This window comes from Streptomyces alanosinicus, from assembly GCF_014650595.1.
Lineage (GTDB): Bacteria > Actinomycetota > Actinomycetes > Streptomycetales > Streptomycetaceae > Streptomyces > Streptomyces alanosinicus.
Genome location: NZ_BMVG01000026.1, coordinates 1 through 21,759, shown reverse-complemented (window position 1 = coordinate 21,759; position 21,759 = coordinate 1). Strand labels below are relative to the sequence as shown.

Sequence of the window (21,759 nt, the reverse complement as noted above, 5' to 3'; positions counted from 1 at the left end):
ACGCAGACACGCCGCAACCCATCTGACCTGGCATTATTCGACGCTTAGTTCACTAAACAGGGTGGAAGGCCGCGCCCATCACAGTCAGCAGCACCGGTTCGAGGCCCATGCTGAGCAGGGCGGTGGAGTCGCCTTGGCGCCAGTCGATGTTGGTGATGTCCTGTTCGGCGGCGAGCTTGCGGCCCTCGTCGAGCATGCCGGGCTCGGGGTCGACAGCGGTGACGTGGCCGACGAGCCTGGCGAGGGGGAGCGCGAGCACGCCGGTGCCGGTGCCCAGGTCTAGGACGCGCTGAGAGCCGTCCAGGGCGAAGCGCGCGTCCAGCATGTCGTAGAAGGCTTGGTCGTACCCGGGCCGGAAACGAGCGTAGTAGGGGGCGGTGGAGGTGAACAGCTCGTCAGGCGTGTAGGAGGTCATCTCTTCAGTCTTTCGCGTCCAGTTGGCCGAGGGCGGTGTCATCCCGAAGATCGAGCCGGGTCCGGGTTGAGGTGCTGCCACCAGGTGCGCAAGGGCGCGGCTCCGGCGCCTTCGTGTGCGACGGAGCCGTCGGGGTGGCGGTCCGGTCGGCCGAGCAGCTGCCGCTCGATGTCGGCCATGTCCTCGCGCTCCAGAAGGTGGGGGGCGGGGTCGTCGACGAGGGCGAGCCAGCGGTAGCCGTATTGCATCATCACGGCGAGGCGGGGGTGGCCGGAGGTGTTCAGGCCGCCCGCGTGCCAGGTGCGGTTCTCGAACAGCAGCGCATCACAAGAGCCGATGTCGGGGGTGATCGCGCCGGGCGGGTCGATGGCTCCGGCCGGGACGGTGACGGGGCTGGTGTCGGTATGGCTGCCGGGAAGGATCATGGTCACGCCGGCCTCGGGGGTGACGTCGCTGAGGAAGTAGGCGGCCTTGATCGACAGTCGTGGGACGACCTCGGTGCCGAGGTCGCGGTTGGTGGAGCTCATGTCGCGGTGCCAGCCGTGCCGTTCGGGGACGCGGATGGTGCGCGTGCCGCCGGGCGGGATGGACGGCATGTAGATCAGGTTGCTGGACATCAGGTGCAGGTTCGCGCTCAGCAGCGCGACCAGGGTGGGCAGCACCTTCGGGTTGGTGACCAGCGGCAGAAAGGTGTCGTCCATGGCAACGATGCCGCGGAAGCCGTCCTTGCCGTCGACGCTGCGGTCCCTTCCGGGGGTGCGGTCGCTGGCCAGCAGCCGCATCGCCGCCGCGGCGGCCTGCTCACGCCACTCGCGCGTGATTACGTCGCGCAGCACGACGAAACCGTCACGTTCGAAGGCGTCCAGGACCTTCGGGTCGGGCGGGGGTGCCGTATCGAGGGTCGTCATCCGCTGTGTTCCTTGATCATGAGGGCGGCTCGGGCGGAGAGGGCGGCGGCCGAGAGGCCGCAGTGCTCCAGCAGGCCCTCGGGGGTGGTGGGGCGGCTGGGCTCCCGATAGCCGACGACGTGGAACCGGCTGGTCTCGCCGCGGGCGGCCAGCAGCGCGCGGACGGGAGCGGGATGGGTAGGGACGGCCATCAGGACGAGGGTGTCGGTGCCGAACATGCGGGTGAAGGTCCTCTCATCAAGAGCGTAGGGCCAGTGCGGGGCCGGACCGAGGACCGCGAGGTCGTTGACGTGCAGATAGCGGATCTTGATCTCGGGATGCGACCGGCGTAGCAGCGTGGCGGCGGTGGTCAGCTCGCGGGCCGGGATGTCCCCTGCCGAGGCGAGGACGAGGTGCGGGCGGCCGTGGTGGCTCAGGTGGGACCAGATGGCGGCGCCGTCGGTGAGCTCGTCCCGGAACGGGTCCGGCGGGAAGGCGGGGCCGGGGTGCTTGTCGGTGATCAGGAAGTTGACGCGGTCGTTCCCGGCGAGCATCACCGCGAGGACCGCGGCGGCACGGGTGGCGTCCGCGGGGGTGTAGACGTGTACGAAGCCATCCTCGGTCTCCAGCATCGAGGAGACCAGGCCGGGGTTCTGATGGGTGTAGGTGTTGCGCCAGCCCAGCGAGGTGATCAGGTAGTTGACCGACGGCAGCCCGCCCTGCCCGGTGAGATAGCGCAGCCGCCGGTGCTTGAGATGCTGGACCAACAGGCTGGTGTTGACCGGGGCAAAGGCTTCGTAGGTGGCCAGCAGCGCGTCCCGGCCAGTCTCGGTATAGCCCTGCAGCCAGCCGTGACAGATCTCCTCATTCAGGATCTCGGTCGCCCAGGGCGGCAGCGCATCGTCCGTCGTCACCGCCAGCCGGTTGGAGGCGATCTCGTCCGGGCTGAACAGGCGAAACGCCCCGCTGGCCGCGCGTTCGCGGACGACGGCGGACACGTCGGGCCAGGACTGGAGCTGCTGGGAGGCGTGCGGGGCCGACGGCCGCGTTCCCGGTTCGGCGGTGGGACCGGGCAGGGCCTGGCGGACCAGGTCGGTCGGCCGCCCTTGGGTGGTGAACAGCTCGGCGGGCCGGTAGGAGGCGAGCCAGGCCGCCAGCGCGGCGAACTCCGCGTTGTTGTGGCGGGGACTTTTCAGCGGGGTCTTGTGGACGGCCGGAGTGCCCGCGATCTGCCGGTCGGCCACCCGTTCGGGCCCGGTGTGGCCCTTGGGCATGGTCAGCACGATCATCGGCTGCCGGGCGGGCTCGCCGAGCGGCCGCTGCCGGGTGAGGGCGTCGGCCAGCATCTGGCGGAAGCCGGGCAGGTCGGCGCCGTCGTGGATCAGCGGCTCGTAGCCGAGGCCGGTGAAATATGCGCGTACCTCGTCCTGGTTCATGTCAGCCAGCAGGGAGGGGCCGCCCATCTTCAGTCCGTTGGCCAGCACCACCGGCAACACCGCCCCGTGCTCTCCGCTGCCGTGAAGGGCTCGGCGGGCGAGCCAGGCCGCCGCGGTTGCCCCGGTCTCCAGCTCGCCGTCCCCGATCAGCGGGACGACCAGGCGGTGCGGGGCATCCAGCGCCATGCCCTGGGCGATGGCGAGGGCGGGGCCGAGCTGTCCGCCGGTGTGCCGGACGCCGGGGATGAGCGAGGTGATCTCCCCGCCGAACCGCTCAGGGTGCGGGAAGCCGGTGATCAGGGCCCGCAGTTCGGGCATCGAGCAGCCCGGCCCGTTCCCGGTCAGGTGCAGGCTGCCGCCCAGGTATGCGTGGGCGAGCGCTGAGGGTCCAGCGTGCCCGGCGCCGTGCAGCACCAGCAGTTCGGACCCGGCGGGCCGCCAGGCAGTCAGCGGCCCGAGGTGGGCGAGCATGTAGTTGACCGGTGGGCAGACGCCCCAGTGCCCGCAGGGAGTCTCCTTGACGTCCGCGGGCCTCAGCGGACGAGCGAGGCGAGCGTTGTCTGTGAGGTATAGCTGGGCGGCGGACAGGTGGTTCAACGCCCGCCAGCAGGCGTCGATGGCCTGGTCAGGCACGACCTCGGCAGCCTGCCGTGCCGCGTAGCTCCAGTCGGGGAAGCCAGGCGGGGCCGGGTCTGCGACGCGTTTGGTGGTCAGGGCCATAGGTCAGCTCCGGGTGCGGGTGGCGACCGCGTCGATGACGGCGGTGATGCGGGCGGTGCGGATGTCGGCGGTGGCGGATTCGGTGATCAGGTGGAGCATCTGGGCCTGCTCGTGGGCAGGCAGTACCGACCAGTCCAGTCGTTCCTTCTCCAGGGCGGTTGCCAGGTCGTCGGGGATGCCACGGGTGGACTTCTCGCGGACTGGCTGAAGCGTGAGCGGGACGCCCGGCCCTTCGATTGCGTCGGTCGCGGCGGTTTCGTGGGGGACGGCGGCCTGGCCATGCACGGAGACGGCGACCGCGGTGCGGGCCGTGCCGTCGGGGAAGGTCACCCGCAGCCGTTTGCCGCGCAGCCCGGCCGGTCCGGCGCAGGGCAGAAGCAGCATGCCGCGTGTCCCGGTGCCGGCCGGGCGGGCGAGTACGTGCAGCGTCTCGGCCCCGTTGGGCAGCGGCAGCAGGGTGCGATCATCCCGGGTGGTGTGGGCGGCCAGCGGGGGCTGGGTGATGGCGATGTTGCCGCCTTCGCCGCCGGTGGCACGGCGGGTGGCCTTGTGGGTGAACAGGCAGCGGTCCACCGCGGCGAGCAACTGGTCGGTGAAGTGGTGCTTCCAGCCGCCGGCGCCGCGGTCGGCCGGTAGGTGCTCGGCGGAGGCGAAGGCCAGCGCGAAGGAGACGCGCACCGGCAGCTCGTCGGCGAGCTGGTCCCGTAGTTGGGTGACGGCCCGGTGGAAGGCGTTCGCGTCGTCCAGGGCGGCGGCGATGATGACCTCATCGCCGCCGAAGGTGGCCGCGCATCCGGACTCCCAGGGCTGGGTGTGGAACCAGGTGCGGGTGACGGCGCCGAGGCGGGCCATCACCTTGTTTCCGGCCAGGTGCCCGTAGCAGCCGGGGTCGGTGGCGTTGGCCTGCTCGACGTGGCCCTTGAGCCCGTCGACGTCGCCGATCGCCAGTCCCACCAGTCCCCCGCTGGTCAGGGCGGACGCCAGCGCGCGGGGGATGTGGCTGTGGAAGTCGGGGAAGGCGACCAGGCCGGTAACCGCGTCCTCGCGGCTGCCGGCGCACCACTCGCGCAGCGGCAGCTGCGCGGGGTCGAACAGCGGCACCGAGCTGACGAGCGGGTCGTGGGCGGGCACCTTCGGGCAGTGCTTGCCGTTCGGGTCCATCAGCGGGAAGCCTCCGAGGTCGTCGCCGGGGCTGGTGCGGGCCCGGCGGGCAGCAGCAGGGGAAGGGTGGTGAGTGTGTGGAGGCGAACGGTGCGGGCGGAGGTCATCAGCGGGCCTCCGGCCATGCGGCGGTCCAGCCAGGCGGTGTGCCAGCCCGCCGCGGCGGCTCCGGCGACATCCGCCCGGGGCGAGTCCCCGACGTGCAGGAGACGGTCCGGGCCGAGCCCGGCGGCGTGTTCGACGGCGGCGAAGGCTTCGCGTTCGGGCTTGACCGCGCCGGTCTCGGCCGAATAGATCACCTGATCCAGCAGGTTGCGGAATGCCTGCGGGGGCTCGGCCGGGATGGAGGATCCGAGGCTGTTGGTCAGGGCGAACAGCGAGAAGCCCCGCTCACGCAGCACGGCCAGTGCCGGCTGGGCGTCCGGGAACAGCTCCGGCTCGGCGGCCCGTTGCCGGGCCCGTTCCAGCACGTGGGTGAGCGGGCCGACCAGGGCAGGGCGGCGGAAGGCGGCTGCCAGGTCGCGGGCGAGGTCCTCGGGGGTGATCCGGCGGCGTTTCGCCCTCTGTTCCATCACCGCGCGGGCCTCTTCCAACGAGATGCCCAGCAGCTGGGCGACCTGCCCGGTGGTCGGCTCGGCCTCGGGACGTACCAGGGTGCCGCCCAGGTCGAAGCAGATGCCACGTACTCCCTCCCAGAGGGTGCGGCGCAACCGGTGCTGGGTGGTCACGAGCCCGTCACCTCCAGCACCGCCGCTTCTCAGGCAGTGTCGGGGCCTCGGCGAGCGCCGGGACGGTGCGGACGGGCAGCATCCCGTCCTCGACGTGGACGGGGGTGGGGTAGATCTGCTGCCGCAGCGGCTCCAGGGTCAGGTGCCACTCGACGGCCGGGATCTTGTCGCGGCAGCAGGCGCCGGCCAGAGCGAGGGCGGCGGGCAGCCGGTCGCCGTGCGGGAAGGTCGCCATGCCCAGGTCCGCGGCGAGCTCGGTGGTGTGAAGCGAGCGGGCCAGCCCGCCCGACCAGCCCGGATCGACCTGCCACACATCCACCGCCTTGCCGGTCAGCAGCCGGGTCTGCTCGGACTCGTCGACGGCGTGTTCGCCCGCCGCCAGGGGAACTCCGGTTCCGGCCGCCCGCAGCCGGTGCCAGCCGAAGGAGCCGGGCGGCAGGAGTTCCTCGGCGAAGGTCACCTGAAGATCGGCCAGGACGGGCAGTAACTGCATCGCCTCGTCCAGGCGGCAGCGGCCCAGGGCGTCGACCATGAACCGGCCCTCGCCCGCCGCGTCCCGTAACCGCCCGAGCGTCTTCGCGACGGCCCTCGGTCCGGCGAGGATCAGCGGTTTGGGCAGCGGCCACTTCTGCCCCCAGAACCCCGCCGCGGTGATCCAGGCCGCCGCCTCCGGGGCCGACGGGTGGGCCGGGTCGAGGCCGAGTGCCGAGGCGTAGGCGGGGACCTTGGGCCGGATGGTGCCGCCCAGCAGGCCGGTCACGCTCAGCCCGGTGGCACGGGAGGCCAGGTCCCAGCAGGCCAGTTCGACCGCGGAGGCGGCCTGCCGGGCGTGTGCACCGTTGCGGTGCCGCCCGGTCTTCTTGCGGTAAGCCAGGCGGCGGGGTGCGGCGGCATCGTGCCCGATCAGCCCGGCGGCCAGATCGTCGACGATGATCTGCGCGACCGTCTCGGCGACCGGGGCATGCCAGCCGGAGACTCCATCGCCGACCAGCTCGATGGCGAACCGGGTGCGGTGCTCGGCCCAGGCCGGGCCCGCCGGCGGCTCACCTGCCGCAGCGGCAACCGGCTCGGGCAGTTCGGACGGCAGCCCGGCGGGCTGCGGGGGCAGCTGCCAGGCGCGGACGGCGCGGACCACGGTCTTCGTGGCCACCCCGGCTTGGGCGGGTGCGCGAACCGTGAGGGCCGTCATCAGATCTTCGCCCCCGTCAGTTCCTCCCCGGCGAAGGTGAAGCACCACGGACTGCGGTAGTTCTGCCACCACTGCGGACGCAAGCCCGCGGGGGCGAACAGCTCCTCCAGATGCCGGCGCATGGTCAGGTGCCACTCGATCGTGTCCGAGCCCGGCGTGCGGTAGACGTCCATGAACGCGTTGTGGGCCTGGTAGGTCTGGAACCGGGGGAAGGTGGTGGTGACCGGCACGAAGTCCTTCAGGTGCTCGATCGCGTCCTCGATCGGGTCCAGTCCGACGATGTAGGTGAAGTCGGTGGTGATGCCGCGCTGCTTCGCCCGGCCCAGAGCGGCGGTCATCTCGGCGGGGGTGAGCTTGGCCTTGGACTCCTTGAGGATCTGCCGCCGCTCGGTGAAGCACTCGGCGGTCAGCGTCAGATGGAACGGGCCCAGGCCGGCGGCGGCGTCCATGCCCTCGTCGCTGCTCAGCACCGAGGACAGGAAGTGCAGGGTGCCGCCGCAGCCGTTCGCACCCATCGCCGCGCGGACCTCGGCGAGGTGTTCCAGGGCGAGGTGCTCGTAGAGGAAGCAGCCGGTGCAGACCGTCACCGTCTCCACTCCCGACAGGTCCTCCATGCCGGAGTTCGCCGCGAGAGCGCCGAGGTAGCCGGGCAGGTCCAGGGCCGTGATCTTCGGGTCGGAGGCGTCTTCGAGGGTGTTGGGGCAGAACACGCAGCCGGTGCACTGGCTGCGGGCGTTGGAGTTGAGGGTGAGCATCTTCGTGCCGTTGCGCCAGTAGCCCAGCACCGCGTCGTCGTCCTCGATGCCGTCGACCTCGCCGACCTTCTCGCCGTTCAGCCGCAGCTCGTACTCGTCCAGCTCGAACGGGGAGTCCTCACGGCCCAGGGAGAGGATCAGGAACAGCGGGGTGTCGGGGCGGGAGTCCAGCCGCAGCCGAAAGCGCATGCGCGGCTTGGCCAGCGGGGACCTGGCGCCGAAGGCGTTCAGCGCGATCAGCAGCACGTCCTCGGGGTTGATGTTCCACTGGCGGGCCACCTGGTCAAGGTGGCGGACCGATTCGAGCATCAGCTGTCCTCTTTCTCGTGGTGGGAGGTGCCGGTCGTCGACGGCGCTGTAGCCGCCGTCTGACGCGGGTGCCGTGAGGGGTGGATCAGGCGGCAACGGGAGCCAGGGGAAGACGGATGACGATCCGCTTGCCGCCCGTGGCGGTCTCCGGGAGGACCTCGGCTCTGCCGTGGACTTCGTTCACCAGGGCGTCGACCAGGAACAGGCCGCGGCCACCGAGGTCGTGGGCGGCGGGCAGCGGCTTCGGCTTGAGCGGGTGGGCATCCGCGACGGCCAGCACCAGCGCGGCCTGCTCCTCGACAGCGAGGGTGACCGTGGCGGTGGGCGAGAGCACGGCCGCGTGCCGCACCACGTTCGTCACCAGCTCACTGATGATCAGGCAGGCGGTGCCCACGACCTCCTTGGACATGCCCCAGTCGGCAAGGACCTTGGCCGTCTCGCGGCGGGCCAGCGGGACGTACTCGGCCTCGGAGATCACCTGGAAGTCGTGGCGCATCACAGTGCTGGACATCGCGGGACTCACCCTCTCTCCGAGCGGCAGCCGCCCGGACCGTGACCGAAGGTAAGAGCCCCAGCACGCAGAGGTGTTCACGACGGTGAACCCGTGTCCCCGAGCCCGGATCAGGGTCGTTCGGTGAATGCCTGCTCGGGTGCGGGGAGTTGCGTACAGACCAACGTGCTCAACCGCGTACGGCGCCTGCACAGAAGTCACGTACCGGCGAACGTCCAGCCACGTAACGGGCCTATGTGCTAAGCCGGGGCAGGGAGACGTTGCCGGTCAGAGCGGCAGGCCGATGCGGTGGGCCAGACCGCGCAGGTCCCGCGCGGCGTGGGTGGACAGCTGCCGGTCGGTGAGGAACTCGACGGTGTTCCTCACCGGTGCGTTGGCGTGGATGCGCTGCGGTGCGATCTCCTCGGCGGTCAGCAGGGCAGCGACCGCCTGGGCCTCCCGGCCTCGCAGATGGGCCAGCGACCGGCCCAGGTCGGCGTGGAAGGCGGCCTGCCGTCCCGGAGCCTCCGCCAGCGTCTCGGGATGGACCCCGTTCCCGGCGGTGACGGCCACTCCGTGCAGACCGAGGTCGGTGTTCAGGCTCACCTTGTGGATGGCGACGTTGGTGGGGCCGAAGTTCAGGTGCCAAGCCCGCGTCTCGCCGGTGCGGCCGGCCAGCTTGGCGGCCTCCGCAAGATGGCCGCGGACCTCCTCGGCGCGGGTGTTGCCGGGCCGCTGCCTGTCCTGGGTCAGCGAGGTGGCCGAGATCAAGTGGAGTTCGCCGAGCAGTGCATGGGCGTCAGGGCTCGTCAGGTGCGCTTCGAGGGTATTGGCGGCGGTGGTGGCCTGCGCCAGGGCTTGGGTGGGGCTGCCGGCCGCCATCAGCACATGGGTGTGGAAGAAGCCGGACAGGGCGGAGTAGACCGGGTCGTCCAGCTCCGCGATCGCCTCGGCGGCACGGGTCACCGCAATGTAAGCCAAGTCGGTGTAGCCGAGGTTCTTCAGCAACAGGGTGCAGGCCGGATGGTAGGCGTCCGCCAGCAGTTTCAGCAGCTCGTGGCGGGCGGCGCCGTCGGCGGCCTCGGCGGCTGCGTGCAGGTCGGCCAGCAGTGTCGGCAGCCCGGCGGCGAGGGTGCCGTATTCGGCCGCGTGGTAGAGCCGGTTGGCCTTCGCCACCCGTTCGGTCAGCACTGCCTCCGGAACCTGAGGCGGGCGGCGGTCCGGCGGGGTGGCCATGGTCAGGCCCATGAGCGTCAGCCGCAGGGCGGGGATCGCCTCGTGAGCCGCGCTGGTGTGTGGGTCCACCGGGGCGAAAGGCTGGCCGGTCAGCTCGGACGGGGCGATCTGCAACGCCTCGGCAAAGGCGGTGATGAGGCTGGAGCGGTCCAGCAACCGCTGGCCGTTCTCCACCATCGACAGATAGCCGACCGACACCCCGGCCAGACCCGCGAGGTTGCGCAGACTCATCCCGCGCTGGCGGCGGGCCGACCGCAGACGCTCGCCGATCCTGACGGCCTGCTCTTCGTTCATCGCCCCCGCCTCAACTCCCGTGCCTCAGCCGTAGCGTAGGGCGAGCCTGCCGCCCACAGGGGTCTTTCCCGCCAGACGGGCGGCATCACCACAGCCCGGCCCGCTCGGCCAGATCCCGCACCGCCGCGGTGTGAACGGTGGTGCGGTCGGTGAGCGCGGCGACCAGGTCCCGGGCGAAGGGGTCCAGCCGCAGCCGAAGCGGTGCCGCCGCGTCGGCCTCGACCAGCCGGGCGGCAGCCGCGTCGGCACGGTCCTGACGGGCCTCGGCCGCCGCGGCGACCACCAGAAGCCTGGAGCGGTGGGCGCCGTCGAGTGCGGCATGATCCGCCGCGCGTACGTGGTCGGCGGCCTCAGCCGCGTCGCCCACCTCGGCGGCGACGGCTGCGCGGGCTGCGATCACCAGGGCCGACTCCCCTGCGCCGGTGGCCCGTTCGACGGCCGTGGCAAGGAGGTCTTCGGCCTCAGGGCGGCGTCCAGCCATGGCCTGGGCGACGGCGGCCAGCGCCGGTACTTCCCAGTCGGCTCCGACGTCCTCGGCGCGTTCGGCACGGGCCAGCGCGTACTCCGGCAGGCCGAGGTCGATCAGCAGCCGCACCTCCTCGACCAGCACCGGCAGCGGTTCGCGCGTGCCCGGCCGGGCACGGTGTAGCAGCATCCACGCAAGATCTCTGTAGCCCAGACGCCGAAGCAGCCCTACGGCCAGCACATGCGCGTCCACGCGCAGCCGCACCGCCTCTTCCCGCCCAGGCCCCGTAGCGGCGGCCAGCGCGCGGTCGGCCGCCTCGATCAACTCCGGCAGCGCGAGCGCGAGGTGGTGCTCATCGCCCCCGGCATCGGCCCGTGCGGCGGCCCGGGTTCGTTCCGCCAGCTCCTCCAGCAGCACGCCGGGGGCCCTATCCGGTTGTCGGCGGACCAGGCTGCGCCGCAGGTGGAAGGCAACCGCCCGCACAGCCGCGTGCTCCTCCCCGCACGGCGGGTAAGGCTGACCGGTCAGGTCCGCGACATCCAGCCGCAAGGCGGCAGCCAGCGCCGCCAGCCGGCCGCGGCGGTCCACCCACTCCCGGCCCGTCTCCAGCCCGGCGAGGTAATCGAGCTCCAGGCCGGTGCGGGAGGCAAGGTCATCCCGGGTCAGTTCCCGGCGTCGGCGCCAGACGGCCAGGCGTACCCCAATCGGGCCGCCCGCGGCCGTCTCGTCCAGCTCGCGCATCACCAGATTGCTCGCATACCCACTCGCCCGGACCGTGTTCCGCCAGGACAAAGGTCCATGCATCCCGTTCAGGGGAAGGTCGAGTCCCCCGTAGCAGGCCGCATATGCCTGGCGCACGACACATTAGTCACACCGCTGAAGGCCGCGCGAACTGGCAGGTAGATCCCAACGTGAGCCGTGACATGGTAGTTGGAACCTGGCCACGAGGACTGGGACCATCGTCGGCTCTGTGGGGAGGGCGATCCCACTCAGTTGCGTCCTCGCCAGGTCAGACCCTGGTGGGCGGTCCGCGACCGGTGCCAACATGCGTGGCAAAACCGCCGCCGGTGCCAACAAGAATGTCCCGTCGGTTCCAACCTCGATGGCCCGTCACCCGAAGAGACGCAGGTCGTCTATCCCCCGCGGTTCCAACTACCGCGTCACGGCACGCCACGGTCAGGGCGAAGGAACGCTCGGGGCCGGAAGGACCGCGACGTTGTCCCCGGACTGCCGCAGCCGTTCGAGGAGGCGGGCGTTCTGGGTTCCCAGCTCGGCATTGCGCAAGGTCAGGACCTGGATCTGGTTGGCGTAGAGGGCCAGGGTGTCCTTCAGCTCGCGGACCTCGGAGGCATGTTCTCGGCGAAGCTCGCGCTCCGCCTTCTTCAGCCGGGATACCTCCGCCCGCAGTTCCTCCAGTTCCGGGCGCCGAGTCTGTGGCGCCTCCAGAATCTCCTTCACCGCCTGCGCCACCGGCGAGCGGTAGTAGGAAGCGCGCGAGACCTCGGCTTCGGCGCACACATTGACGGAGGTGGCTCGTCGGTATTGTGCCGGGCGGGAAGCATTCGCTGGTCCGCTCCGCACACGCGGAGGTTCTGCCACTCGAGATCGGCGGCTACACCAGGGCCATCACTTTCGAACGGTACGGCGATGTCCTCCAGGCACGGAAAGGACCCGGAGTTCCGGCGGCTCATCGACGTCGCCCAGTACGGCGCCGGATCCGCCCGCCGCATGATCAGTGCCTGCGTGGCCGCGCTGAACGGCACCATCTCCCTGATCTCCACGGCTGGCGTGCTCACCATCCTCCACCCGGAAGTCCTGCCGATGCTGATCCTGATCGCGGCGCCGCGCGGCTGGGGTGCGATGAGGGTGGCGCAGGAACGGATGGCCTCCGCATGCGCGGAGCGGACTCGTCGGCGGCGACCAGGGCCGCCGCGGTGAGCGGCCAACCTCCGTGTGTGCGGAGCGGACGTCGTCGCTCACAGCCCGCTCCCCCTCGCCGCGGTCCGCTCCGCGCACGCGGAGGTGGCCCACTCCCCCGGCCGCCCCGCCCAAGCCCGAGCGGGTCCGCTCTGCGCACGCGGAGGTAACCCGCCCGGCCAAGGGAAGAAGGCCACCCTGATCGTGTTCGCTCCGTACATGCGGAGGTCACCCGTATCAGGGGGCAATCACGCTCGACGTCTCGAAGCTGACCGCTGGCATGCACATCGCTGCGTCGGCCGACACTGGCCTGTCTTACAGCCGGGACCTGTCCGGCGTGCCGTCAGCAAGATCACCACCAGCCGTCTTTACGGCGCTTTCGACCCGGCGGCGACCGATGGCCGCCAGGCGCTCGTCGGCTTCGTGTTCGCCGAGGTGCTGTCGCGCCGACCGCGACGAAGGCCCCCGCCGCGCTGCTGTGGCACGGCGTGGTCGTCGCCGCCAATTTTCCCGGCGGCATCGACATCACCAAGGTCACTCCGTCGGTGACCGTTCCCCAGATCCGGTACGTGTGAGAGGCGGCCAGCGATGACCATTCAGGGCCTGATCAAGAACGTCGCCGCCCGCGACCTCACCACGTTCACCCGCGCCATCCCCTCATAGAAGGACCACCTGCTCACCAGGGAAGGCGGGATCATCCCAACGCTGGAGCAGGACGGGGTGACGTGGCGGGTCAAGGACGACGGCCGGTACGTCAACGTCGCCATGTGCCGCGGGTCCGATGCCAGTGTTCCGTTCGCGTCCCATGAGGCGTGGCAGACCGCGATTGAGGGCATGGTGCCGCGGCTCGGACAGAAGCTGCTCGTCGGATTGCAGGAGCAGCTTCTGGTGGAGGCGTCCCGCGGTACGAACGAGGACTGGCTGATCGAGCTGCTGTATGACGACACCGAGCGGCGTGTAGAAGCGATCTGCTCCCGCGTCGAACTCGCCTGGGGTGACGTCCTGGTCGGCGGTAAGTTCTCCCTGAACCCGGAGAACCGCCTGACGATCGAAGTCGACTGGGGCGTGCCGGCGGGCAATCTGCCGAGAGCGCCGGAGGTGTGATCGGACCCCGCCTTCGACCCGATCAAGGACGAGCTGGCATGAATCCAGTACATGCTGCCGCCGGATCGCACGAAGTGGGGGCAGACGATCTTCGGAGTGACTGCCGAGGGCCTGGCGCTGTCGCGTGGGTCGATTCCGTTCAGCTTCATGGCGGCTGAGATGATCGCCCAACTCGGGGCTACCTGCCGAACTTGTCCTCCAAGCTCGGTCTCGTACGGGTTCTGGCCCATCGGCGTCCAGGATTCTACGAACTCGCGGTTCCCGCAGTGACCTGGGCAAGGTCAAATCAGCTGAGTTCGGGTTTGTGTTCATCAGGCCACCGTCCCGGCGAGTTCCTGGACGCGGTGGCGGGCACACACGCTGCGCGTCGGCAATGCCTGGCGGCTGCATGGGAGGCCGCCGTCGAGGCCCGAGCACGTCACGTTTTCCGTCGAGACAGCGGGAACAAGAGGCGTTCTGCCCTCGGCCGGCGCGGCGGACTCTTCACGGCACAGCTTGCACAGCTCGTCCTCGAGCGCGCGACCGACGAGCATGATCCGGGCGCCGCAGTCGCTGCAGCGGCTGCGCGGCGGGCCTTCCGGGGTACGTCGAACCGTGACCGGGCTGGGCTGGCGGATCATGTCTTCAGGCAGGCAGTCGACACACCGCCCGGTGGGCCCTGGCGTGGTGCCGTGTTCGGGACACAGTCCTTTGGCGAGGTGCTGGGCACGCTGTTGGGCTGCGGCCTTGTCCTGGACGATCTCGGCACAAATCTCGCAGTTCTTGCCCGTCGACCAGAGGATCCCGGCCTCGCAGTCGTGATGACCGCAGCCCCAGCGAGGGAGTGCCACTCCGAGAAGCCACCGGCCTGGGTCACGGATGTCGGAGAGCATGACCCTGGCGAACCGGGCGGTGAGCCGATGCTGGAGCTGCTCGGGCATCGCGCCCTCGCGCATCTGGCGGCCCACTTCCCGGGCGATCTTCCGCACGACGAAGTCGTTGTGCACCTGCTTCAGCAGCACATGAACAGGCTCCAGCACGGAATAGATCTGCGAGCTTATGGTCAGCTGCGGGCCGTTGTATGGCGCACTCAGTGACCTGCGCGCGCTGCTGCTGCGGGTGTCGGGCTTCGAGGGGAGGGGCTGGGGTTTTCCACCCGCGTGAAGCGCGAGATCACCTTCGTCGACTGGGTGTTGTGCATCACCAGGAGCCGGGTCTTCTACAGGCCCGGCGGCCTTATCTTCCGGTAGCTCGCCTGCGGCGGGTGAGATGGGGGCGCGTGTGTATTCCGGTGAGTCAGTCCTAGGTGATTCCTTATACGCGAGGGATCCCTCACGATCCAGAGCACCTGACCCCTCGTCAACTTGGGAACTAGCCAACTCTCCCTCACCGTCCACGGCAGCCTCGGCATCCCCGGAAGATACCGTCCCGCCGGCCTTCGGACGGGCCTCCGGGGCGAGGTCATGCGTGATGTAGAGGTTGCGTCCCCGAGCCCCGGCACGCCGCTGCACGGTGAGCCAGCCAGCCGCTTCCACCTCGTTCACCACCGCCGAGGCTGCCGTCACCGACAGCGGCATGCCGGCCTTCTTCCCTGTGTGGTGCCGCAAGCCGTCCGCCAGCTCGGCCTCCGTCAGCGCGATCCTCCGCTGCTGGGCGTGCGCGATCAGTGCGTATGCCCGAAGCTGGCGGGGGGTTAGGTCCTCCGCGGCTGCCACCGGCACCCACACGAACGCCTCCGACCGGGGCATCGTCCGCACAGACCGCAGTGCCGAGAGCCCCCGTCCGCCTGGCTGCGTCCGGCGGGTCGAGATCAGCTCCACGACGCCGTCAGGTGCGGGACGGCGCAATTGCGTCATCCCGCGCTCCACCGACGCCACCGACATCCCCAGGTACGAGGCGATCGTCACCGACTTGGCCTGGCACCCCTCCGGCCGCAGACCGAGCCCTTTTACCTTTACGTACACGGACAACGCGACATCCTCGTAGCACAGTGACGCGACCAGACGCATGGGCACCCGAACACGCTGCCGCCGCGCAGGCCTGACGATCTCCGATGGCGAAGCACCCGTCGCCGCCGTGGCGTTCACCGGCCTACCCCGTCAAACGGCACCAGGCCACGAAGCTGAGAGGTCCGGGCGAGTTGTCGCAGCTGGACGAACGCGTACGTGACAGAGTCCGCCACAGCCTGGTCAGGAGCGGCATGGACGAGTGCAGAGAGATTGGAGATCACGTATGGAAGGGGGAAGTCGAAACAGCTGGTTGTGACACCTCTCCCCCGCCGAATCGCTTGAACAGGTAGTGTCTCGGCGACCGTCCACCGCCGCAGCCGGGTCACCTTGCTCGCTTTTGGCACTGGGCATGCCAGAGGCCGCGCGAGTGTCGCAGTGCACCGGCCGCGTCCGCCTTGAACTCTCCCGCCGATCAAAGGCACTGTTCTGTGATTCCGCGCGTGCGGCGCCAGGAGCAGCAGGGCCTGCTGATCCGTGGCAACGCCCCGGTTTCGATGTTTCACGGGCAAGCCTGCGGGGGTTTCGCTGTTCGCCCAGGCGGGGGCGAAGAGGGCTTCCAACAGGCCGAGCGGAACGGCGAACTCTTGGCGTGCCAGGGCCAGGGGAGATCCGTGCGAGACATGTGCCTCCCGCAGTGCTTTGGCTCGGTGAGAGACACCTTGTGCGCGGCTGTGCGGCGCCGTGACGACTTGAGTGCTGATTGCCTTCGTTGCGATCAGGGCGGGATGTACGTAGTGATCGACGCTCGATTCCGTGCCCCTTAGCGACCGGTGCAACTTCCGGGCTGTGTTGGGGGCGCGCAGGGTGGGGTGGTTCGCCTTCGTCGCCAGCACGAGGGCCGCACGGGTTTGCGTGGGCGGGCAACTTGCCGATCGTGGGTCGGAGGGGAGAGCCCGGACGGCGGTGCGCCATCGTGTCTGGATTGCGCGTCTCAGGCTCAGCGAGTATCCGTGGGGATTGAGACGCGAAGTCCTGAAAGGCACTTGTGGTGAAAATGGTGCATATTCGGTCGTATTGGGCTGTGGGCTCCTGCCTGTTTGAGGCATGCCTGAGCTAGCCCTCGTGTGGGTAGCTATGATGTGCTCCGGTCGAGGAAGTGCAGGGCGTCCCTCATCGCCACCCGGGCGGCTAGCGCGTAGCAGAACAGCCGGGCGTGCGACGAGATTCAGTTATCGGGTTGTCCTCACCTCCTTGAGAACAGCAGTGGCCCGGGACCGCAGATCCCGGGCCGTCCTGCTACTTGAGCTCCTGCGGGGTGTGCTTTCGTGCACCGTCCTCGCGCAGGGGAAGCGCACGATGAAGGCCGGCGTTTGCACGCGGACTGCTGACTTGGCGACGGACTGGTCGACGCATCATGTTGTCTCCCGGTCCGGGCGACGTCCGAGGTGCTTGAGTTGGGGTCCGTACTCGTTGAGAAGGCTCGTGTAGTCGAGTGGACGTCGTGCGAGGCCACCGTCGGGAAGGTCGCAGAGTTCGAACCACGGTGACGGGGCCCCGTTGGCACGGCGTTCGATGATGCGGACGGCTGAGCCGGGATGTTCGGATGCCGCGTGCTGCCTCACCTTGCCGTACGAGGTGTCGTCGAGCGGCTTGGTGGACGTGGCGAACACGGTGACCTGCTGGGAAATGGTGCTGAACGCCAGGACGTCGATTGCGGTGTCGTGGACGGTGATCGTGGTGTCCGCGAGCTTGCGGGGCCAATGGAAGATCGTTTCCAAGTTCGGGGGGAGTTCGGAAACCCATTCGCCGATTGGGACGGCGACGAAGTTGGATCCTTGGTGTTCGAGGACGAAGGCGATGTGGGTGCCGATCTCGTTGGTGACCTCGACTCCCTCGGGAGTGATCCACAGGATCGAGTTCAGCTTGGTGGCGTTGTCGCGTGCAGCTTCCCGTGCCGCGTTGACGGCGAGTGACTGCCATGGCTCCATGGCCCGGGCCTCGCTCCTCGACCGCTTCCTGCCAGGCCAGACGAGCTGGTCCACGAATGCAAACACACGTACGACAATGAGGTCTTCGCCGTCGAGCGCGCTCGGGTTGACGAGGCCGAGCTGGGCGGCTTTGGTCACCCAGGAGCGGTTGAGGTTGGCCATGTTCGCGAGGACGGCCGGCTGCACGTAGGCGGACAAGGCGTCTCCAGTGTGTGTCCTTAAACCTGTGGATCACCGTACCGCATCGTGACCCCTTTTCGTGTCGCGACGCGACACGGACACGCCGTCAATTTCCCAGGCCCGCCTGGACTTCAGTCCCGGTTGTCCACTTTGGTCTACCTATTTCGGTGTCGCGTCGCGTCATGGATGAGGCACTCGAAAGCAGCGAACAATGCAAACAGAGGACATAGCCAAGATGCCTACAGAGGTACCTACTGACATCCCTTTAAACATGCCTACCTGGCTATCAGTGCAGCTACTGAGCAACCTATGAACATGCCTACTGGAGCAGGATGTGGTGGCTGACCAGCCGCGGAGTGCGCCGGCCCGAACGCCGAAGCGCCGACCACAGAGCTGCGGTCGGCGCTTCGGCGGAACTGTACGGACGCGTCCCTCTACTTAGAGAGCGGCCCTTCTGCCTCAAGATCCCGTAGGAACCTGTCAAGTGCACCGGAGTACACGTGGACGGCGATGCGCGCGTGCCCTGCTTCGCGCAGGTCGTTGGCGAGGGGTGCTGCGAGGGCAAAAACCTCGGGGCTGACGCGATGGCTGGCCTGCTTGCCGGTGCCCACGTCCGTCTCACGGGAGAGCAGGAACTCCTCCGCGAGATTCAGCTGCTCCTCTATCGTTCGCGGCAGGTACAGGCCCATGGCCGCATCAACGTACTGCGCAGCGGTCAGCGTCTTCCCCGATGAAGAACAGTCCTGCGCCACCCGCTTGCTGAGCTGCGCCACCAGATCGGGCGCGAAGCGGAACGGATGGGTCTGCCACTCCTGGCGCCGGAGCTGGAGATCCAGCCTGCTGCTGCGCCACGAGCCGAGCAGCGCCTCGTGCGCGGGCCCTGCCTTGGAACTCTGGCGTGATCCCCCAGATCGCCTGCGGCGCGAGCCCGAGGCTGTTGCCTGACCGGCAGGAGACTCCTCAACTGTCGGCTGTGACGGCGAGATTGGCGAGAAGGTCCCCTCCCCCGGTGCACCACCGCCACTGCCGGTACGGGCATCCGGCCGCGGAGCGGGGGAATGCCCGACGCCGGCGGCGTTCGAGGACATCCGCTCGACCGGGCCGGACGGCTCTGCAACCGGTGTGCTGGGTGTGCCGGGGTCCGGACGAGGCGTCTGAACAGGGCGGAGGGCCAAGTCGGCGATCGGTCCATCGTCGTGCACACCGTCAGAGGCCGTCCGCGTTGAACCGTTCTTGGAAAGGCCCGCACGAGCGCCGACAGCGGGGTCCGATTCTGCTGCAGGAGCGAGCCGACTGGCCTGCCCTCTCCCAGCAGAGGCAGGCCCGGTGCCCACGCCGGGATGCGGTTCGTCCACTGCAGCCGGAGCCGTTGCCTGGGAGAGCGGCGCACTGGGCTCTTCGATCACGACCGAGGCAGGCGTATCCGGCGGGGTGCTGGGGGCCGGCACTGCCTGAGGCGGAGTCGGCTGAGCAGTCGGAGTCGGCGGAGCCGCGGCAGGCGGAGCGCCAGCACCTTGTCCGAGCACCGATCGAGCCGCGACGCTTGCCGCGCCCGAGAGGGCCGGATTGTCGAGCAGCCCTGGGCGAGGCCGAAGCGCGGCCCGCTTGGCTGTCTTCTTCTTGGGCCTCTTGTCTGCCTCGGAGGTCTCGGCTTCCTCAGGCATCGGCGTTCTCCTCCATGAGCACCGGGTCGGCGATCGTCCACTTCTGGCGTGGCAGCTCGATGCGGTCCAGGATCTCCTCAACGACCCCCGTGTACTGCTTGCCACACGAATGGTTCGGGAACCGGACCACGGCCGGCCGCCCGTAGATGTACGACTCGGAGATGCGTACGTCGCGTCGCACATCCGTGACGAACGGGAAGAGCCCCCGCCCAGGCTCCGCGTTGATGCCGTCACCGATCATCGCGTTGCGGATGTCGATGTCCTGTGTGGTCCACGCGGACTCCGGATTGGACCGGTTGAGCAGGGCGCCCAGGAGCTGAGGCTTGCATTCCCCACCGGTGTTCGTCTCGACCGCGTGCGTGGCCGCACTGAGGACCAGAGCGCCCTTGATGGACTGATACTCCGGAATGCAGACGGTGACGACGTAGTCGGCCGCCGCGAGTGCCACGGCGTTGAGATGCGAGACGGCCGGCGGCGTATCGATGAGCACGAAGTGAAAGCCCCGGGCCTCCTGGAGGAGGATGTGCCGAAGGGTAGCGGTCTCCTTGTAGGGCTTCGTCACGAATGCGTTCTGCGCCGCGGACATGGAGGCCTCCTCGGAGGCGAGGACACAGAGCGCTCCGTTGCCTTCGAAGCCTTCCAGTACTTCCTCGGTGCGATCGAACATCGCCTGCTTGAGGTGAGGGCGCGGGAACTTCTGGAGTGCCATCTGCAGGATGAAGCCGAGAGACCGCTGGAGTTCGGCCTCGTTCTCGGCGGGATCGGGAAGCCCGCCAAGGGTGATGCCCAGTGCGGTACCGGCCTGGGCCTGCGGTTCGAGGTCGACGATCAGGACGTTGTACCCAGCCAGGGCAAGTCGTGCGCCCAGGTTGACAGTGGTCGTTGTCTTGCCGACGCCACCCTTCTGGGTTGCGATGGCGATCACCAGAGGGGCGGGGAGCGTTGCGTCGTCAGCGGCGGCGTCGAGGGCGCTCGCAGGGGCTGTGGTCATCTCGAAAGCCTCCAGAGCGGAAGGAGAAGGTGGCTGCGGGAGACATCCAAGCGGCTGTCGCGTCGCGTCACGAAGGCGGGAAGTATCTGTGTGGCTGTGCTTGCGAGTTGCTGCATCACGAGGGCGCTCTACTGGTGATATCGGACATTGGCGGCGCGTCTCGTGTGCTGGGCGCCTTTCACCCGTGTCACGACGCGACATGAGTGACCATAACAGGAACAGGCGAGCAATGTTGGTGCTCCGCGGAAGCAACTGGCGTGTCGATGCCCTTGGGTTGGCGTGAGGCAGCACGCAGGACGGTAGCCAAAGGGGCATATCGGTGATGCTGCGAGAGAAGCCGTCCCCAAGTCGGCAGGCGCGAGAACGTGGAACGGCGGGGTGGCGAGGGTGTGGAGGCGGCGAGTGAGCGTCGTGGCGGTCAGACGGCTTGAGCGCTGGAGGAAGGAGAAAGCACTGTCCGCCTGAAGTCAGGTCGCGAAGGAAGCGATAGAGACGCTGCGCAGGCGTGGACGACGAGAGTTCGTGAGGCGTGAGAGCCCGAAAGAGAGTCAGTGCATAGCTACGAAGGTTGATACCTACAGAGATTCGAGTCTGCCTACATACATCTCTACACGCCTACATGTGTAGCTACCGGCATACCTACAAAGATGACTTGGCGGGTGGTGCGGTGTGCGAAAGGGTGCATTGCGCTGAATGTAGGCAGATGTCGAAGACTATAGAGGTCATGGCAGTAAGTACTGTGCGGAAGAATGTCCGGGAGGGAGTACTTCAGATCGGAAGCTGAAAGCAGCACCTGCCTGATCGTACTCATCAAGATTCGCATGAGGTTCTATCTCAGCAACTAAGTCTCTATCGGAACATCATTCAGCAAGCAATCAGGTACATAGGGTATGGCTGAGACAGGGAGACCTCTCGGTGCATCGTTGAAGAGCAGCATCAGGATCAACTCACGTGTGCGCAGAGTAAACTCCTGCAATGTCTATGTGGCATGACAGGCGTCTGCATCATTCGAGACCAAGGAATCGGATCACTAGGAATCAGCAGTTCGAACTGCTGGACAGGAATGCGCCTGTCCGCTCCGATTGCAGGATCAGCATCCGACAAGTGCAACAGCCCTCGAAGGCCTCTACGGGCCGTGCCTCGAGGTAGGTATGGATTGCGTGGTTGCCTGCAAGTGCCATCCATCAAGCCGGACACACCTCACCAGTCAGGTGGTCGCTGGGATATGCACCTCGGCAGGTGATCTGGACAGGACGTAAACCTGCACACCGGCTGAGCCGTTCACGCTGTTCCACCCTTGAGAGCACGCTGCACGTGCCGATGCAGAGGCCGTCCGCGCTGCTGGACAAAGAGCCCTTACGGACGCGCTCCTCGCCGCCGACTCAAGAAGAGCAGGTGGTCTCGCCACTGCCTCCCTCCCTTGATTCGCTGACATGCCTCAGACAGGTCGCACGTTTTCGCGGGGTGCGCAGTTTGAGCGCCGGCGCGGAGGCCGGCGAGCCGGTGTGTTCGCGACGGCGTGCATACGGTCGGAAGAAGCCCGACCCTGCCGCTCTGTCGCCTCTCGACCAGGCCAAGTGACCTGGGCGGCCCATCCCGGACCGTCGACGCCGATGCTGACTCCGTTCCGCCCGCGCAGCGCAGCGCGGCCATCGCCGAGCCCGCACTCCCAAGACACCTCCAGGAGCGCAGGCCTCTTGCTGCCGGCTGTCCGTTCTCAACGAGGTTAGTCGTCCACCTCTGCGCTGACCTGCGTGGACTGGATTGGGTGAGACGAGGGGACTTGGTTCGTTGAGACAGATCTCGGAGGTCAGGGCCGAACGGGCTGAGTGCCGACTTGTCCCGTCTCGGTCGATCTGGTCCACGTCTCAAATGGTCTGGTCCGGTTCGGTCGTCGTCTC

General features: G+C 68.5%; 16 protein-coding genes and 1 pseudogene. 2 read left to right on the top strand and 15 right to left on the bottom strand.

Going from position 1 to position 21,759, the window contains the following annotated elements; genetic code table 11:
- Positions 1-52 precede the first annotated feature (52 nt).
- From IE277_RS33735 to IE277_RS33685, 11 genes are all read right to left on the bottom strand, one after another.
- Complete coding sequence (locus tag IE277_RS33735; RefSeq protein WP_229882154.1) at positions 53-415, bottom strand: class I SAM-dependent methyltransferase; 363 nt, start codon at positions 413-415, stop codon at positions 53-55.
- 38 nt (positions 416-453) lie between these two features.
- Entirely contained in the window at positions 454-1,323 is an 870-nt protein-coding gene (locus tag IE277_RS33730) for a phytanoyl-CoA dioxygenase family protein (RefSeq protein WP_189957539.1), read from the bottom strand.
- Positions 1,320-3,458: a phosphoketolase family protein gene (locus IE277_RS33725; protein ID WP_189957538.1), complete on the bottom strand. Its 2,139-nt coding sequence runs from the start codon at positions 3,456-3,458 to the stop codon at positions 1,320-1,322. Before IE277_RS33725 ends, IE277_RS33730 begins: the two co-directional genes overlap by 4 nt.
- A gap of 3 nt (positions 3,459-3,461) precedes the next feature.
- Positions 3,462-4,619: a nucleotidyl cyclase domain-containing protein gene (locus tag IE277_RS33720; protein WP_189957537.1), complete on the bottom strand. Its 1,158-nt coding sequence runs from the start codon at positions 4,617-4,619 to the stop codon at positions 3,462-3,464.
- On the bottom strand, positions 4,619-5,347 hold the full coding sequence (locus tag IE277_RS33715; protein ID WP_189957536.1) for an HAD family hydrolase: 729 nt from the start codon (positions 5,345-5,347) through the stop codon (positions 4,619-4,621). The genes IE277_RS33720 and IE277_RS33715 overlap by 1 nt, the downstream gene beginning before the upstream one ends.
- A gap of 7 nt (positions 5,348-5,354) precedes the next feature.
- Positions 5,355-6,536, bottom strand: a complete 1,182-nt coding sequence (locus tag IE277_RS33710) for an enolase C-terminal domain-like protein (RefSeq protein ID WP_189957535.1) — start codon at positions 6,534-6,536, stop codon at positions 5,355-5,357.
- The gene (locus IE277_RS33705) at positions 6,536-7,600 is read right to left on the bottom strand and encodes a radical SAM protein (RefSeq protein ID WP_189957534.1); all 1,065 of its coding nucleotides are present in this window, start codon (positions 7,598-7,600) and stop codon (positions 6,536-6,538) included. The genes IE277_RS33710 and IE277_RS33705 overlap by 1 nt, the downstream gene beginning before the upstream one ends.
- 85 nt (positions 7,601-7,685) lie before the next feature.
- The gene (locus IE277_RS33700; RefSeq protein ID WP_189957533.1) at positions 7,686-8,111 is read right to left on the bottom strand and encodes an ATP-binding protein; all 426 of its coding nucleotides are present in this window, start codon (positions 8,109-8,111) and stop codon (positions 7,686-7,688) included.
- A gap of 267 nt (positions 8,112-8,378) precedes the next feature.
- Positions 8,379-9,620 carry a helix-turn-helix domain-containing protein gene (locus IE277_RS33695; RefSeq protein ID WP_189957532.1) on the bottom strand — a complete coding sequence of 414 codons (1,242 nt, stop codon included), beginning with the start codon at positions 9,618-9,620 and terminating at the stop codon, positions 8,379-8,381.
- Positions 9,621-9,705: 85 nt separating this feature from the next.
- Positions 9,706-10,827: a helix-turn-helix domain-containing protein gene (locus tag IE277_RS33690; RefSeq protein ID WP_189957531.1), complete on the bottom strand. Its 1,122-nt coding sequence runs from the start codon at positions 10,825-10,827 to the stop codon at positions 9,706-9,708.
- A gap of 435 nt (positions 10,828-11,262) precedes the next feature.
- Positions 11,263-11,604: a hypothetical protein gene (locus IE277_RS33685; protein WP_189957530.1), complete on the bottom strand. Its 342-nt coding sequence runs from the start codon at positions 11,602-11,604 to the stop codon at positions 11,263-11,265.
- Positions 11,605-11,751: 147 nt separating this feature from the next.
- Here IE277_RS33685 and IE277_RS33680 point away from each other — a divergent pair.
- Both IE277_RS33680 and IE277_RS33675 read left to right on the top strand, forming a co-directional pair.
- Positions 11,752-11,976: pseudogene (locus IE277_RS33680) on the top strand (ABC transporter ATP-binding protein); the annotation flags it as partial.
- A gap of 747 nt (positions 11,977-12,723) precedes the next feature.
- Complete coding sequence (locus IE277_RS33675) at positions 12,724-13,107, top strand: hypothetical protein (protein WP_189957529.1); 384 nt, start codon at positions 12,724-12,726, stop codon at positions 13,105-13,107.
- A gap of 311 nt (positions 13,108-13,418) precedes the next feature.
- On the opposite strand, the gene IE277_RS33670 is transcribed toward IE277_RS33675, so the two are convergent.
- The 4 genes from IE277_RS33670 to IE277_RS33655 all read right to left on the bottom strand — a co-directional run bounded on the left by IE277_RS33670 (position 13,419) and on the right by IE277_RS33655 (position 19,858).
- Positions 13,419-15,095 carry a hypothetical protein gene (locus IE277_RS33670; protein ID WP_189957595.1) on the bottom strand — a complete coding sequence of 559 codons (1,677 nt, stop codon included), beginning with the start codon at positions 15,093-15,095 and terminating at the stop codon, positions 13,419-13,421.
- A 1,352-nt stretch (positions 15,096-16,447) separates the two neighbouring features.
- On the bottom strand, positions 16,448-17,185 hold the full coding sequence (locus IE277_RS33665; RefSeq protein WP_229882153.1) for a hypothetical protein: 738 nt from the start codon (positions 17,183-17,185) through the stop codon (positions 16,448-16,450).
- 452 nt (positions 17,186-17,637) lie between these two features.
- Positions 17,638-18,291 (bottom strand): hypothetical protein, encoded by a 654-nt coding sequence (locus tag IE277_RS33660; RefSeq protein WP_189957527.1) that lies wholly within the window; start codon positions 18,289-18,291, stop codon positions 17,638-17,640.
- A 568-nt stretch (positions 18,292-18,859) separates the two neighbouring features.
- Positions 18,860-19,858, bottom strand: coding sequence for a ParA family protein (locus IE277_RS33655; RefSeq protein WP_189957526.1), 999 nt, complete (start codon positions 19,856-19,858; stop codon positions 18,860-18,862).
- Between the last annotated feature and the right edge of the window lie 1,901 nt (positions 19,859-21,759).

What these genes read in the sequence shown, in the direction of transcription:
- IE277_RS33670 (WP_189957595.1), bottom strand. Translation starts at nt 15,095, where the DNA reads ATGCGTCTGGTCGCGTCACTGTGCTACGAGGATGTCGCGTTGTCCGTG.
- IE277_RS33660 (WP_189957527.1), bottom strand. Translation starts at nt 18,291, where the DNA reads ATGTCCTCGAACGCCGCCGGCGTCGGGCATTCCCCCGCTCCGCGGCCG.
- IE277_RS33655 (WP_189957526.1), bottom strand. Translation starts at nt 19,858, where the DNA reads ATGACCACAGCCCCTGCGAGCGCCCTCGACGCCGCCGCTGACGACGCA.
- IE277_RS33690 (WP_189957531.1), bottom strand. Translation starts at nt 10,827, where the DNA reads ATGCGCGAGCTGGACGAGACGGCCGCGGGCGGCCCGATTGGGGTACGC.
- IE277_RS33700 (WP_189957533.1), bottom strand. Translation starts at nt 8,111, where the DNA reads ATGTCCAGCACTGTGATGCGCCACGACTTCCAGGTGATCTCCGAGGCC.
- IE277_RS33720 (WP_189957537.1), bottom strand. Translation starts at nt 4,619, where the DNA reads ATGGACCCGAACGGCAAGCACTGCCCGAAGGTGCCCGCCCACGACCCG.
- IE277_RS33705 (WP_189957534.1), bottom strand. Translation starts at nt 7,600, where the DNA reads ATGCTCGAATCGGTCCGCCACCTTGACCAGGTGGCCCGCCAGTGGAAC.
- IE277_RS33730 (WP_189957539.1), bottom strand. Translation starts at nt 1,323, where the DNA reads ATGACGACCCTCGATACGGCACCCCCGCCCGACCCGAAGGTCCTGGAC.
- IE277_RS33695 (WP_189957532.1), bottom strand. Translation starts at nt 9,620, where the DNA reads ATGAACGAAGAGCAGGCCGTCAGGATCGGCGAGCGTCTGCGGTCGGCC.
- IE277_RS33735 (WP_229882154.1), bottom strand. Translation starts at nt 415, where the DNA reads ATGACCTCCTACACGCCTGACGAGCTGTTCACCTCCACCGCCCCCTAC.
- IE277_RS33665 (WP_229882153.1), bottom strand. Translation starts at nt 17,185, where the DNA reads ATGGCCAACCTCAACCGCTCCTGGGTGACCAAAGCCGCCCAGCTCGGC.
- IE277_RS33725 (WP_189957538.1), bottom strand. Translation starts at nt 3,458, where the DNA reads ATGGCCCTGACCACCAAACGCGTCGCAGACCCGGCCCCGCCTGGCTTC.
- IE277_RS33710 (WP_189957535.1), bottom strand. Translation starts at nt 6,536, where the DNA reads ATGACGGCCCTCACGGTTCGCGCACCCGCCCAAGCCGGGGTGGCCACG.